The following is a 13,091-nucleotide window of genomic DNA, read 5'->3' as shown; positions in this document are numbered from 1 at the left end:
TAGAGACTGGTCAGCTTGCATTTTCTCATTCACACCGCGCCTTTAGGGCGGTGGCAAACCGGCGGTCATACAATGGAAACCGTTTTAAACGGCCCCTGCGGTGCCCGCCAATCTGATCGCCGCGCTGAAGCGACGGCGAGAATGATATCCATCAAACTGAACTAGCCATCAAAACTGCATTGCTTGATTTTGCTTGGCCTGAAACTTTAGGATGACTGACTCGATTCTGCAAGCGAATTCGAGCGATTCTGAGAGATGCCCGATTTTTTCGGAAGATGGATGCGCGCGCGCGAGATTGCGCACACAAAACGCGACGATAATCGCGTGGTGCGGCCGTTTGCGTGGGGGCTCGAGTTCATTACCGATCACGTGAACGGGGACGACCCCCGAAACGTTCTGCGCGAGTATTCAGCCCGAGCGATGGCGCGCAGCGAAGAGTTCTATGCGCTACCCGAGATTACCGATTGGCATCTCGAAGGAGATCACCTGACCTGGACGAGCGTAGTTAAGACCCCGTCTATAGAAAACAACACGGTGCATGCGCGGGTGTTTACACCAAAGCGCGAACGAAAGAACAAACCGCGCGCGGCCGTCGTGGTGCTGCCGCAGTGGAACGCGCAACCGGACAGTCACGTGGAAGCGTGCCGCATTTTTAACGGACTCGGTATGACTGCGCTGCGCCTGACGCTTCCTTATCACCAGGAACGAAAGCCTGCGGACATCGAACGTGCGGAGCATCTGGTCAGCTCAAATATCGGACGCACGATCCAGTCGATGCGGCAGGCGGTGCTGGACACGCGCGCGGCCGTGCGCTGGCTGAAGTTGCAGGGCTTTGAACGGATCGGAATCCTGGGCACGAGCATCGGATCGTGCACGGCTTTTCTCGCATTCGCACACGACCCGGACATCAACGTCGGGACTTTCAATCACGTCTCAGGATACTTTGCCGACGTGGTGTGGCAGGGAATCTCAACCAAGCATGTGCGGCAGGGAATTGAAAGCGAGCTGACGTTGGAAGAACTGCGCGAGTTTTGGCGGCCGATTAGTCCGATACCTTTCATTCAGCGGCTGGTCGGAATGAAGCCGCGAGCGATGCGCTTCATCGCGGCGAAATACGACCTTACATTTCCCGCGGATCTTTCGCGTGAAGTCATCAATGAAGTGCGCCAACGCGGTATCGATCTCGATGTCGTCTGGCTGTCCTGCGGCCACTACACGACCGCCGAAATGCCCTGGAAAGCGATCGATGCGTGGAAGATCGCGACGTTCATGCGGAAGCATCTGTAGAACGGGAGCGTAACGCTCGCTCTAATGGCGTGCGGCCGAGTTTGTCGTAAGCTCGGATACGTCTGATTTGTCTTTGCGTGCGTGTTAGGCGTGGGACTTCCCTGGGCGTCACCTGGACAACTTTCTTTGGTTCTTCGAAATCTGTCTTTGTTTCTCCGAGACCTGTCTTTGTTTCTCTGAGATTAAGGGTGGTGAATTTCCGTTTGGTGAACACTCGCGGGAGAATTACAAACCACTGCAAATAACCAGCCCCCGCCATTGCCAACCAAAATATACTGTTGTCATAAAGCTGGTCGACGCTTAGTAGCGGCCATAGGAAAAACGAGGCGACGCCCAGGCCGATAATGCCGGCAGGAAACGAGAGCACCATCATCATCAAAAACATTCTGTCGACCGCCTCAAAACAGGCGTGGTCTGTCGCCGCGCAAAAGTTGAAACTCATAGCGAGCACGACAAACACCGCTGTGACCCACGTGACTTGCAAGCAGAGTTTGATTCGATTCTTCATCGTCGTCGAACCGGCGAGTGCTACGTTTCTGATTTAGACTCGGCCTGCTGAAGATTGTTCCCGCGACTCGGAAATGCCAGTGACACTCAATCAATTACTCGACAAGCTGGACGCAGCGAGGCGGTCGTACGGCTTTATCAAGAACAGCGAGTTGATGGACGCACTGACCAGACTCGCGAACGCGAAAATCGCTGACGCGGATGAGCTTGTACGGCTGCATGAGGCTCTCCTTTTTCTTGCTGCTTATCCGCAAAGCAAAGCGGTTCTGGCAAAAGTAGAGCGCCTCTTAAAGTCCGTGCCGCAACGGGTCGCCACGTTAGAGACGCAGGATGCCGATCTGTTGCCGCTCGACGCGCCGGAGGTGTCGGGAATTGCCGGCACGAGTGTGACGAGCAACTTCAGTTATGCGCTCGCGCGTTGGCTGGCGCGGAAGTATCCCCGCCAACTGTCGATCGATTGGGAGTGGATGGAGAACGAAGAGCAGTGGGCCGCGATTCTTCCGCGGTTCCTGCCGCTGCTGGCAGATGATGCGATGGTTGAGGCACACGTGCCGCTTCGTGAATGGATACGCGCGGCCACCGGCCGGCGGAATGAATTTGTCTGGCTGATCGATCGATTCGAATCGCTCGACCTCTCTGAAAGAGAGAAGGCCGAACTGTACGATTCGCTTAAGCTGCACGTCACGTGGAAGTTTCCGTCCGGCGCTTCGCGCACGGGGATGCGACTGCCCCCGCGGACCATTTTCTTCCATTCCGAGCAGTTGATTCAGCGACGCGACGTTTCGCTGGACGCGGAACTCTCTTCGCCGCCAATTCCAGTAAAGAAACTTTCGCGGCGCGAAGGCGAAAAAGTTCTCGATCTGGCGCGCGAGACATCAGCCGCGCGCTATCGCGAATTGCACGGGTTCACATATGGAGACGCGACGCGCATCGTGAAGGCAGAGCTTGGTCGCGGAACCGAGGCCTTCGTCGTTGGCGTGCCGCCTGAGCATCGACTGCCGCTGCGGGCTTATCACGCCGCAATCATCTTCAAGAACGGAGTGCCCGTCGCGTACTTCGAAGGTTTATCCCTGTTCGAACGAATGGAGAGCGGCTTTAATCTCTATTACACGTTCCGTGAAGGCGAGACGGCTTGGCTGTACGCGCGGATCCTGCGTTTGATGCGCCAGCTACTCGGGGTCACCATTTTCTCGATCGAACCTTACCAGATTGGTCACGAGAACGAAGAGGGCATCGAATCCGGCGCGTTCTGGTTTTATCGCAAGCTGGGTTTTCGGCCCGTGCGACCGGAGATTCTGAAATTGACGCAAGCGGAAGAGCGAAAGGTGGCGAACGATCGAAAGTACCGGACGTCAGCCCGCACGTTGCGGAAGCTCGCCTCCGGCTACATGTTGTTCGAAACTCCGGCGGCAACGAAGAAAACCGGCGAATGGGATCGCTTCGAAGCGCGCAACATTGGGCTCGCCTTACAGCGCCGAATGGCGCGGGAGTCCGGCAGCGATCCGAAGAGGATTCGGGCGCACTCAATTGATCTTGTTCGTCGCGCGCTCAACGTAAAAGCGCTGATCAGCGACAGCGATCTGCCACTCGTGCTGGCGATGGATCCCGGCCTCAGGCAATGGAGCGCTGCTGACAGGGAACTCGCCGCGCGCGTCCTCTCTGCGAAACACAGCAGGGACGAGTCACACTATCTCAAAAAAATGCAAAAGCACGCATTACTGCGTGCTTTCATGATCGGATTAGGTTCGAAGCCGTAGCTAGATTGGAGCGACGTCGAGGGCGCGATTGAACTCGCGATAGAGTTCGTTGTAATGGCGCAGCGAAACCTCGACAGCATCCGGCATGCGATCGATGTCCGCCGGGTTCACCACCAGGTTCGCGTTGTTAAGAAAGCCCGCATGCAAGTCCATGGTGCGCGCGTTTGGAGTGATGAAAACGAAAAACAGGCGCCGACGTTCGGCCGGCCGCATCAGTTTGATTTCGCGCATCACGAATGCAAAGCCTTGCTCGACGGGATCGAACGCTGCTTCGAGCACCAGCACATCCATTCGATCTTCACGCATGCGACCGAGCGCTTCGGCCGTGTTTTCCGCGACGTAAACTTCAAAATCCAAAGTCGCCAATCCTTCCGCGACCGCTTGCCGCTGCGGTGTGTCGGTGCAAACCAGCGCTTTTCGACGATCCCACGCCGGACGCTTTGGACCGGCGGTCTTGGCAGCGACGGAGTCCTTGTCACGCAGTAAATCAGTGAGCACCTTGGCGAACTCGGAGAAGCCATTTGGTGCGGACTGACTGGCGTCGGACGCGACTTCCGCCGGTTTGAAAGGCGCCGCGGCAGGCGGCTTCTCGAACGCTGATATAGTTGGCGATGGCGGTGTCATGTCCGCCGGAAGCGAAACGTGTTGATCGGAGTCCGCAGAAGAGACTCTGATCTCAACAGTGCCCTGACACTTTGGGCAACGGGCTTTCGAAACGTTCGACGGAATCTTACTTTCGTCGAGTTGCAGTCGCGTGTTGCAATTTGAGCAGATAACGAGCATCGGTGTTTTGAGTTAGTTAATCGGTGAGGCTGATAATTGAGGATGTCAGCGAAGATTGCTCAGGCACAAAAGTATCATCCTGAGAGCGAATAAAGTCGTCGGACGACGTCAATCCTTTCAGTGCCAGTAACAGGTTGTTCTGGTTCGTCGCGAACGCCAGACCATCTTCAAGGCTGACGGTTCCGCGCTCAACCAAATCTTTAATCACAGAATCGAAATCCTGCATGCCCTCCAGTTTCCCGTCGCGCATCGCCTCAAGCAGAGACTTGCCTTGCGTCTCGCCGTTTTCGATGTATTCGCGGGTACGCGGTGTCGAACGCAGAATTTCGACGGCGGCAATGCGGCCGCGAAGATCGGCACGCGGAATCAGACGCTGCGAAACGATGTAGCGAAAGGTCTGCGCTAGTCGCGTACGAATAACAGGCTCTTCATTCTTGGGATAAAGTCCGATGATGCGATCGATCGTTTTCGACGCGTCGATCGTGTGCAAGGTGGAGAGAACCAAGTGGCCGGTTTCGGCTGCTTCGAGCGCGATCTCAGTAGTTTCATAGTCGCGCATTTCGCCGATCAGAATCACTTTCGGCGCCTGGCGCAAAGCCGCACGCAATGCCGAAGGAAAATCTTTCGTGTCGTGACCTACTTCGCGTTGATTGATGGTCGAGTTCTTGTGCGTGTGCAGGTACTCGATGGGATCCTCGATGGCGACCACGTGATAGTGCTTGGTCTCGTTAATGACGTCGATGACCGCGGCGAGCGTGGAACTTTTTCCTGATCCGGTCGGACCTGTGATCAGGACCAGGCCATTGCGCAGGTCGGAGATTTCGGAGAGTTGCTGTGGCAGATGCAACTCGCTAAGCGTGGGAATATCGGTGGGAATGACGCGCATGACGATCGAGTAAACGCCGCGTTGCTGGAAAATATTGCAACGGAACCGCGCGCGCGAAGGGAGTGAGTAACTCAAATCCGCCGTGCCCGTTTGCACCAGGCGTTCAGCCGCCTCAGCGTTTTCCTGAAGCAGAGTCATGGCGATAATTTCAGTTTGGTAAGGCGTGAGTTTCTGCAATCCCAGCGGTTGGACGGGCGTCAGCTTGCCGTTAATTTCGACCTGCGGTAGCTGGCCGACAGAGAAATTGAGGTCGCTGATCTTGTCTGAGACCAACAACATACGCTCGATAATTGGTGGTAAATCGAAGAAACTCATGCAGAGACAGGCTCCAGGACTGAGGCTTTAGTAAGGGCTCAAAAGGAGGGAGGTCGGAATTGGCCGCTGTTTTGCGCGGCGATCCATTCTCGCTGATGCCTCGGCGAAAACGCAAGAAAAAAATATTTGAGGCCAATTTCAGGTCAAACGCCGGCTAGCTCAAGCAGGCTTCGCATGTTTTGCTCGATCTTTGACCGTTCGCCAACAACTGCGGAGATGACCGCGACCGAATCTGCGCCGGCTTCGAGGACGGCCTGGACGTTAGCAGCGGAAATTCCTCCGATGGCTACGAGTGGAAAATCTGCGGCAATGTTCCTGACCGCGCGCAGCTGCTTCAGTCCTACTACCGGGTCGTGATCCGGTTTGGTGCTGGTCCTGAAAACGGGTCCGAACGCGAGGTAGTCGATGGCCGACCGCACAGCTGTTTCCGCCTGTTGCTGAGTGTGAGTGGAAAAGCCAATCAACGTATCGTTTCGAACTAAACGACGCGCGGCTTCGACTGGCATGTCGTCTTGTCCCAGGTGGATGCCGCCAGCGTTAATTGCCATTGCGATGTCAACGCGATCGTTGATAATCAAGGTGACGCGATTGTTGCCGGCAACTTTGGAAGCGGCTTCCGCGTCGCGAAGGAAATCGATCGGCGACAGGTGCTTTTCGCGCAGTTGAACCAGCGTCGCGCCACCATCGATCAGCCGCCGCACTTGTTCAGCATGGCTCAGTCCGGAAAGTTTTCGATCGGTGATGGGATAGATCTTCGGTAGCGTCAGTCGCATGTACTTCGAATCTTACGACAGCATGATTGATTCTGTGAGGTTCAAAGAACCCCTGGAGGCACCACGCCTGGAGCAAGAACCTGACGATTCCTCTGAATACTATTACGACGATTCGACCGGCTACCGGATTTACAAACCTGAGGAGGAAGACGAGGATCTGGAAGACGAGCGTGAAGAAGAAGAGTAATCAATTGCCCCGCGCGGGAATGAAAGCGCCGGTTTGCTTCAACGCCTCGTACAAAACAATCGCCACCGCATTCGCGAGGTTGAGGCTCCTCACCTTTGGATTCAGCATTGGAATCGTCACGCACTCATCCCAATTCGCGCGCAGAATGTGCTCCGGCAGTCCTCTACTTTCAGAGCCAAAAACGAGGCAGTCCTGAGGCTGAAAACGCCAATCAAAATAAGGCAAATTGGCCTTGGTGGTGAAGAAAACGAGACGCGCCGGTTCCACATAGCTTTGTAACTCATTGAGATCGCGGTGACGCGAAAGGTTAACTTCAGGCCAATAGTCTAAGCCGGCCCGGCGGACGGCGCGATCATCAAGACGAAAGCCCGGCACGCCGACGATGTGCAGAGGCGTATTTGTAGCGGCGCACAGTCGCGCGATGTTGCCGGTGTTCTGGGGAATCTCAGGCTCGACGAGTGCGACTGTAATCATGTTTTCAACGCGACGTCTCACGCGGCTGACCGGGGCCCGCACAAAATAATAGGAACGGCGGGTTAAAACATTCGCCGTTCCTTTTTCTAAGGGCCGCTAGGGCCTCACTTGGTGTGCGCCACGTGAACGTGGTCGATGTTGTTTCCTGAGTTAACGAACTATCTCTTCTTGGCGGCCTTCTTGGCGCCTTTTTTCTTGCCGCCTTTTTTCGCGGCCTTCTTCTTAGTTGCCATAATTGTCGTTTCTCCTTCTTAGTCTTCAGGTTGTGACCACAAGATGCTGCGTTGCTGTAACTCTTGTGGTCTAGAGAAAACGGCGCACAACATGTTGCTATATAAACTTAATTCGCATGCTTGTCAACAATTTATTACAACTGCAGAAAATTATTTTGCCGCGCGCGCTGCATGAATGCGCGCACTCGACGTGGTGTGTTGTTGTCAGGAGGAGGTGCAGATCACATCGCAAGGGATGCGACGTAGCAGTCTGTGAGAAGCGCGAAGAAGAAAAATTTCCTGGCGTGAGGTGAAGATGAACTACGTGTTTGAGATCAGCGGAACATTGGTGTGAAGATCCATTCATCATGTCGCTCGATGCCGAAGAAAGAAATCACAGAGTCTCTTTGACTACTGCTTGCAACGCCGATGAAAGGACCGGACGCGCCAGACGATGTGCCCCCAAGACCCGGAGCGGTTCCCCCTGATTCCACATCCAACACACTTCCCATCCGCGGGACAAGACTGGCGAGCCCGCTAAACTCCTGACGAGGGACTGGTGGAATGCCGCCCGCGTAGAGCGTTAAAGACTGAACAAATCCTCGAAAATCCTGAGAAGTTGGGCTGATCAGCTGCCATTCGCCGTCTGAAGAAAGGGGGTCGCGGGCGGCTGACTGACGCAGGATTTGCAGACGCTTGGTGCGACCTGGAATCTGCACGCCTTCAAGCAATTGATCCATCGAGGTCGGAAGCGCGTTCACGCCCTGCGCGCCGCGCGAACGATAGTATGCGCGGATCGCTTCTGACACCTGATCACCGCGGAACAAAGCTTCCTTCTCCCACTCGCGCTGCGTTTGTTGTTGGATGCGCGGAGCGACAGCGAGCGCAAACAACGCCAGCAATGACATCAAGGCCAGCAGTGACACGAGAGCGTAACCGCGTTGGCAGTCGTCACAACTCTTAAATGCTTTATCAGTTCGCATAACTACAACTGCGGCTCGTCGTCAACTACTGGGCGGCGCACCGGAGGCCGGCCACCCGTGCTCGTGTCCGGTGTGAAAGCCAGCGTGTGCGGGATCTTCAGGTTGACGTCGATGAGTTTAAGCTCTTTGTCAGAGATGCTGGTGAGACGAAATCGACCGCCCACCAGATCACCCCGTTGTACATTCACGAGCTCTTTGTTGTTCTTGTCCTGAAGCACAGCAATGTCGTTGCCACGCGGTTTGCCGATCAGACCGATGTAGGTGAAGTTAGGCACTGGGGAAGCGGTCACGTTCAGATTGATCACGTTTGAATACAACGCGCCGTCGGCGGTGCGCACTTCGACCCTGCGACTGCCTGGGTTAGCGATCATATCCGCGGTCACGGTCGTGGCGACTTGTTGCGCGCTAATGATGCGGGTGGCCATCGCTCGCCCATCAATGACAATTCTGACGCCCGCCACAAATTTGTCGCCGGTGACCTGCAAACTGAAATCACCGGTGCGGGCGAAAACGCTCGCCGGCGAAAGGTTCGAAACGGTTAGCGGTGGTGTGGGCGCCGGCGTCGGTGTGGGCGTAGGCTTTACCGCAGGAGGTGGCGGCACGTAATAAGCAAAAATGTTCCGATCGGCTTCTGGCGCCCCGACTGGGGTGCCGCTGTAACCGATCTCTCGATACACGGAGATGTCTTCTTCCTCTGGCGGCGGAGGTCTATTCGGTCCGCGTCCGGGAGTTGGTGTCGGTGAAGCGGTGACGCGAATCGTCGGCTTCGTCGATCCCCCGCCGAAAATCAGGTAGCCAAGCACGATAAGCGCCACCACGCCGAGAACCGCCGCGGCGATCATCTTCTTCTTCTCGTTGGGATTATTTGGATCGAAGAGTTGCATCTTGCTTATTGAACGCGTGCTAATGTAATTCGATGCGCCGGCTATTGCGCACCAACTACCTCAGGCCGGTGAAAGTACGTAGCCATCTCCAGCCGCAGGCTCACTAAAGTCGCGCGGCCGCCGGTCGCCCCACCTGCAGTCAAGGGTTCGCTGGCAACTCCTGATTGCGTCACGCTTTCAAGCTCGACCTCATTAACAATCAAAAACTGCCGGCTGCTTTCAATCTCTCGGATAAAGCGCCGCACGCGCTGGTATGGCCCTTCAACGGTAACGCTGACGGCAATGCCGGGATAGATCGTTTGCCACTTTGCGTTGGTCTGCTTTTCAGCACTGGTATTCGGCTGCACCTGGGCCTTCGAACCGATGGGCTCGAGCGGCGTGTAAGTTGGGCCGGCAGTATTTCGCAGTCCGTTACTCTTAATCAGATCGTTCACGGTCGTGTACAGCGACATGCGACCTGTTGACGGATTAGCGAGCCAATTCCTTTCAAAGTCGTCCATGCTGCCGGTGATCCTGTCGACTTGCTGGCGCACCGTAGTGTTCTGCTGAAGATGGCTTTGCGATGTGCGCAGGAATCCCTGCAATTGATCGCGTTCAAGTTGCAAGGTTGTGAGACGCGATTGCGACGGTAAATAAAAATAGAAGTAAGCGAAGATTGTCAGGATGGCGATCAGCACCGCACCGGCCAACCCGATCAGTTCGGGCAACCCGATTAAGCTCAGGCCCGGCGTGGTCTTCAGCTTCGCGATGCTAATTTGACGTCGCGGGCGACCTGCGACGGCCGGATTCGGCATTGGTTGTTCCTGGCTCATCGCGTACCGGCTCCTTCGCCCGCCGTGTCCACGGGGCGTTTGTTTTGCTCGCTCGGCGTGATGGTGACACCAGCACGCGGCGCGTAGAAAACATTCATCTCGTATTCCTGCCCTGACTCGCCTCGGCCACGCTCAGAATTCTGCGAAACCAGTTCCGCATGAAAGATGCCCTGGCGCTCCATCTCTTCAATCATCTGCGTGACCGTCGCGGCGTTCTTGCTGGCGACGACCAACTCAAGATTGGTGACGAGGCGAGCGTCCTGAGTGCGCACGCCCTTCACGGTAATTCGCGTGACGCGCACGCTCCCGGGCAGGGCGCTTTCGAGATCGGCAAACAGACGCGACCACGAGAACAGCTTTCGGTCTATGAGTGTGTGTGTCGATTTCAGCGCCCGTTGCTGCTCAGGAGAGAGCCTGCTCATGATCTCTTCAGCGCGTTTGTTTAGCGCGTCAGCCTGTTGGCGCAACTGCGCCACGTCACGCCCGGCGACCTGAGCCTGGGCGTTGGTGTCAAAAGTCCATTTGGCGATGAAGACCAGCGCGATGACTGAGAACAGCGTCACGATCGCGGTCACTGTCCACGGCAACGCGCGGTTGCGAAAAGGGGTACTCGAGAGGTTTAGCTTAGTTACCACAACAAACTTTCACGAAAAGGATACACGCCGCGCGTAAATCGGCGCAAACTCATTACGGAGATCGCCGGAGCCTCGTCAACGCGCTTCAGCGTAGATTTACACGAACTTCAACCCCAGAAGTTCAGAAATAACGCCTCGGCTCACTGGGAACTTGGGGGGGCCAAAAACCGACGAAAAAGCGGCCTCGCCCAGAATCTCTGAACGAGGCCGCACAATCTGCGATGCGTTTGGCGCGTTTGTTAGTCGCCGAGCACCACACCGTCACTCAGCAGGTGGCCGTCACTCAGCAGGTGGCCGTCGCTCAGCAGGTGGCCGTCACTGAGCAGGTGACCGTCGCTCAGCAGGTGGCCGTCACCAAGAACGACGCCATCACTCAGCAAGTGGCCATCGCCAAGAACGACGCCATCACTCAGCAAGTGACCATCACCGAGGACCACGCCGTCGCCCAGCACCACGGCGTCGCTTAGCAGGTGGCCGTCGCCGAGCACCAGGCCGTCACTCAGTAAGTGGCCATCGCCAAGAACGACGCCTTTACCGTTGGCGAGACTCAGCGTCTGGTTTAGGAACCACGCGTCGGCGATGATGATGCCGGCACCTCGCACGATTGAATCGCCGAGGACTGCGCCGTCGCCCAGCACCACGCCGTCGCTTAGCAGGTGGCCATCGCCGAGCACCAGACCGTCACCGACGATGATCCCGTCCGCGTAGATAACACCGTCAGCAAGGTAAATACCGTCGCCGAGCACCACACCCTTAGTCAGCAGCGGGCGTTCTGAAAAAAGAACACCGTTCGCGTAGAGGACTCGATCGCTTGAACCGACCCGCTCGCCACCGATGATCCAGGACCGCTTCAGCGTGCTGAGGCTGGTGTTACGACTGAATACCTGGTCGCCGGCTTTGAGTTGGCGAGCATTAGGCACAAACGCGCGGCTCATCTCGACCGCCGCCGCCGCGTTTACCAGTCCCGCACCCTGGCTGAAAACCGATTGCGGCTTGTTTGGATAGCCGGACAGTTGCTGGGCAGTGCGCGTGAGAATCGCTTTCACCATCGCCGGCGTCAGCGACTTATTGGCCTCCAACATCAGGGCGACAGTACCGGAGATGACCGGCGCGGCGAACGAAGTTCCCGAATAAGTGTAATAAACATTGGCAGGCGCGCTTGAGGAAGTCCGCTGAACGATCTTTTCAGGAAACTGAATCGGCAGTGCCGCGTTCCATTCTTGCGACATCGGCGCGATGACGCGACGGCCGGGCGCCACGATGTCCGGCTTGACCTGACGATCAAAAGCTGTGGGTCCCTTGGATGAGAACGAGGCGACTGTGTCGTCCGAACGCTTGACCGTTCCATTCGTATCGGTGGCGCCTACGGTGATCGCGTACGGGCTGTTGCCCGGGCTGTTGATGCCGCCAAAGGCCAACCGGTAAATCGGCGAGCCATCCGCATTCTGGCCAACGATCTCTTCTGTGCGTCCGCGATTGCCGGCGCTGACCACCACCACGAGGTTCGCCAAAACCGCGGCTTCAACTGCCTTGCAAAGCGGGTCGACATGAAACGATTCTTCCGGTGCGGCACCCAGGCTCATGTTTACTACGCGAATGTTGAGGCGATTACGGTTTTGAATGACCCAGTTCAGGCCGGAGATGACGTTACTGGTCCGGCCGATGCCGGCGCCATCCAGCACGCGAACGTCGACGAGATTTGCTCCGGGAGCTGAACCGACGTAGTTGCCTTCATAGCCGCTGGAAGCGGTGCCGTTTCCGGCCGCCATTCCGGCTACGCCGGTACCATGACCATACGTATCGCCCGCTACGGTGCTGCCAGTGAAATCGACTGATGCTACGACCTGCGATTTGTTGTTTGCGACAAAGTCAGGATGATTAGAGCTAATACCGGAATCGAGAATGGCAATCGTCACGCCTTTGCCATCCACTGCCGGTGCGCCGGGCGCTCCCGCCTGGGCCTGAGCGGCGCCGGTCGATTCCGTCACCAAAGCTGCATGCGCCCGAACCGGTTTATCGTCCGAGATGTAGCTGATGTCCTCGCGGGAGGCGAGTTCCGTCAGTGAAGTTCCCGGAACGTCGGCGACCACCAGTTGAAAACTGTCGAAGGAACCATGTCGGCGGCCACCCTTTGATTGAATCGCATTATCATGCGCGGCTGACGGGGCACCCTTTGTCTGGATAATAACGCGCTTAACGGTCGATGAATTCGTTACAGCTTCGAGCTCAGCAGAGAGCTTGCGACGCTTCTCGGTCTGACCTTTGCCGTTTTTCGGGGCGGCAAAAGTGGCAATCGGCGCGACGGACGCGGCGATGATACTAATAATGATAACGATGGCAACGCGGGTCTTCATGACTGGCCTCCGGGCAACTGCTTTGTCTGAAATCACCTTGGTCATGCCCGTCCTATTTCAATGCCTGTGCCACTGTTTAATGCCGGTCGGTCCGCGCCGTAAATTAACTATTTAAAAGGGATAGCCCCCAATCTTAATTGGCAGCGGAAATTGCGTTTGCAGAACGAGAGTTGGCAAGTAAGTATCCAACTCTATCGTTCTTCGCCACTAATTAGTGATAATTGGCGGAAAGCCTAGTTAAT

Annotated in this window: 13 protein-coding genes; 3 read left to right on the top strand and 10 right to left on the bottom strand. The window is 56.4% G+C overall.

Annotated elements, in window-relative coordinates; genetic code table 11:
- Window positions 1-255 precede the first annotated feature (255 nt).
- A complete protein-coding gene (locus VFX97_09130) occupies window positions 256-1,287 on the top strand; it encodes a hypothetical protein (GenBank protein ID HEX5703345.1) in 1,032 nt (343 codons plus the stop codon).
- On the opposite strand, the gene VFX97_09125 is transcribed toward VFX97_09130, so the two are convergent.
- Window positions 1,268-1,795, bottom strand: coding sequence for a hypothetical protein (locus tag VFX97_09125; protein HEX5703344.1), 528 nt, complete (start codon window positions 1,793-1,795; stop codon window positions 1,268-1,270). The two genes, VFX97_09130 and VFX97_09125, sit on opposite strands and share 20 nt — an antisense overlap.
- Before the next feature lie 73 nt (window positions 1,796-1,868).
- On the opposite strand from VFX97_09125, the gene VFX97_09120 reads away from it, so the two are divergent.
- Window positions 1,869-3,551, top strand: coding sequence for a hypothetical protein (locus tag VFX97_09120; GenBank protein ID HEX5703343.1), 1,683 nt, complete (start codon window positions 1,869-1,871; stop codon window positions 3,549-3,551).
- Here VFX97_09120 and VFX97_09115 read toward each other — a convergent pair whose 3' ends face one another.
- The 3 genes from VFX97_09115 to thiE form a co-directional block, all read right to left on the bottom strand.
- Window positions 3,552-4,334 (bottom strand): zinc-ribbon domain-containing protein, encoded by a 783-nt coding sequence (locus tag VFX97_09115; GenBank protein HEX5703342.1) that lies wholly within the window; start codon window positions 4,332-4,334, stop codon window positions 3,552-3,554.
- A 16-nt stretch (window positions 4,335-4,350) separates the two neighbouring features.
- Window positions 4,351-5,535 (bottom strand): PilT/PilU family type 4a pilus ATPase, encoded by a 1,185-nt coding sequence (locus tag VFX97_09110; GenBank protein HEX5703341.1) that lies wholly within the window; start codon window positions 5,533-5,535, stop codon window positions 4,351-4,353.
- Between the two features lie 143 nt (window positions 5,536-5,678).
- Window positions 5,679-6,308: a thiamine phosphate synthase gene (thiE, locus tag VFX97_09105; protein ID HEX5703340.1), complete on the bottom strand. Its 630-nt coding sequence runs from the start codon at window positions 6,306-6,308 to the stop codon at window positions 5,679-5,681.
- On the opposite strand from thiE, the gene VFX97_09100 reads away from it, so the two are divergent.
- Window positions 6,307-6,495, top strand: coding sequence for a hypothetical protein (locus VFX97_09100; protein HEX5703339.1), 189 nt, complete (start codon window positions 6,307-6,309; stop codon window positions 6,493-6,495). The genes thiE and VFX97_09100 overlap by 2 nt on opposite strands.
- Here the strand turns inward: VFX97_09100 and VFX97_09095 are convergent, their stop codons facing one another.
- From VFX97_09095 to VFX97_09070, 6 genes are all read right to left on the bottom strand, one after another.
- Window positions 6,496-6,969, bottom strand: a complete 474-nt coding sequence (locus tag VFX97_09095; GenBank protein HEX5703338.1) for a tRNA (cytidine(34)-2'-O)-methyltransferase — start codon at window positions 6,967-6,969, stop codon at window positions 6,496-6,498. It lies immediately after the preceding gene.
- A 547-nt stretch (window positions 6,970-7,516) separates the two neighbouring features.
- Entirely contained in the window at window positions 7,517-8,164 is a 648-nt protein-coding gene (locus VFX97_09090) for a hypothetical protein (protein ID HEX5703337.1), read from the bottom strand.
- Window positions 8,165-8,166: 2 nt separating this feature from the next.
- Entirely contained in the window at window positions 8,167-9,048 is an 882-nt protein-coding gene (locus VFX97_09085; GenBank protein HEX5703336.1) for a hypothetical protein, read from the bottom strand.
- Between the two features lie 41 nt (window positions 9,049-9,089).
- Window positions 9,090-9,860: a GspMb/PilO family protein gene (locus tag VFX97_09080; protein HEX5703335.1), complete on the bottom strand. Its 771-nt coding sequence runs from the start codon at window positions 9,858-9,860 to the stop codon at window positions 9,090-9,092.
- The gene (locus VFX97_09075) at window positions 9,857-10,495 is read right to left on the bottom strand and encodes a PilN domain-containing protein (protein ID HEX5703334.1); all 639 of its coding nucleotides are present in this window, start codon (window positions 10,493-10,495) and stop codon (window positions 9,857-9,859) included. Before VFX97_09075 ends, VFX97_09080 begins: the two co-directional genes overlap by 4 nt.
- Window positions 10,496-10,734: 239 nt before the next feature.
- Window positions 10,735-12,849: a S8 family serine peptidase gene (locus VFX97_09070; protein ID HEX5703333.1), complete on the bottom strand. Its 2,115-nt coding sequence runs from the start codon at window positions 12,847-12,849 to the stop codon at window positions 10,735-10,737.
- Between the last annotated feature and the right edge of the window lie 242 nt (window positions 12,850-13,091).

Source organism: Pyrinomonadaceae bacterium (genome assembly GCA_036277115.1).
GTDB lineage: Bacteria > Acidobacteriota > Blastocatellia > Pyrinomonadales > Pyrinomonadaceae > UBA11740.
Note: the sequence above shows the minus strand (reverse complement) of the source record. Positions and strands in the feature narration are given on the sequence as shown.

Excerpts from the sequence above, each read along its gene's own strand:
- VFX97_09130 (HEX5703345.1), top strand. The coding sequence starts at position 256 with ATGCCCGATTTTTTCGGAAGATGGATGCGCGCGCGCGAGATTGCGCAC.
- VFX97_09125 (HEX5703344.1), bottom strand. The coding sequence starts at position 1,795 with ATGAAGAATCGAATCAAACTCTGCTTGCAAGTCACGTGGGTCACAGCG.
- VFX97_09120 (HEX5703343.1), top strand. The coding sequence starts at position 1,869 with ATGCCAGTGACACTCAATCAATTACTCGACAAGCTGGACGCAGCGAGG.
- VFX97_09115 (HEX5703342.1), bottom strand. The coding sequence starts at position 4,334 with ATGCTCGTTATCTGCTCAAATTGCAACACGCGACTGCAACTCGACGAA.
- VFX97_09110 (HEX5703341.1), bottom strand. The coding sequence starts at position 5,535 with ATGAGTTTCTTCGATTTACCACCAATTATCGAGCGTATGTTGTTGGTC.
- VFX97_09100 (HEX5703339.1), top strand. The coding sequence starts at position 6,307 with ATGTACTTCGAATCTTACGACAGCATGATTGATTCTGTGAGGTTCAAA.
- thiE (HEX5703340.1), bottom strand. The coding sequence starts at position 6,308 with ATGCGACTGACGCTACCGAAGATCTATCCCATCACCGATCGAAAACTT.
- VFX97_09095 (HEX5703338.1), bottom strand. The coding sequence starts at position 6,969 with ATGATTACAGTCGCACTCGTCGAGCCTGAGATTCCCCAGAACACCGGC.
- VFX97_09090 (HEX5703337.1), bottom strand. The coding sequence starts at position 8,164 with ATGCGAACTGATAAAGCATTTAAGAGTTGTGACGACTGCCAACGCGGT.
- VFX97_09085 (HEX5703336.1), bottom strand. The coding sequence starts at position 9,048 with ATGCAACTCTTCGATCCAAATAATCCCAACGAGAAGAAGAAGATGATC.
- VFX97_09080 (HEX5703335.1), bottom strand. The coding sequence starts at position 9,860 with ATGAGCCAGGAACAACCAATGCCGAATCCGGCCGTCGCAGGTCGCCCG.
- VFX97_09070 (HEX5703333.1), bottom strand. The coding sequence starts at position 12,849 with ATGAAGACCCGCGTTGCCATCGTTATCATTATTAGTATCATCGCCGCG.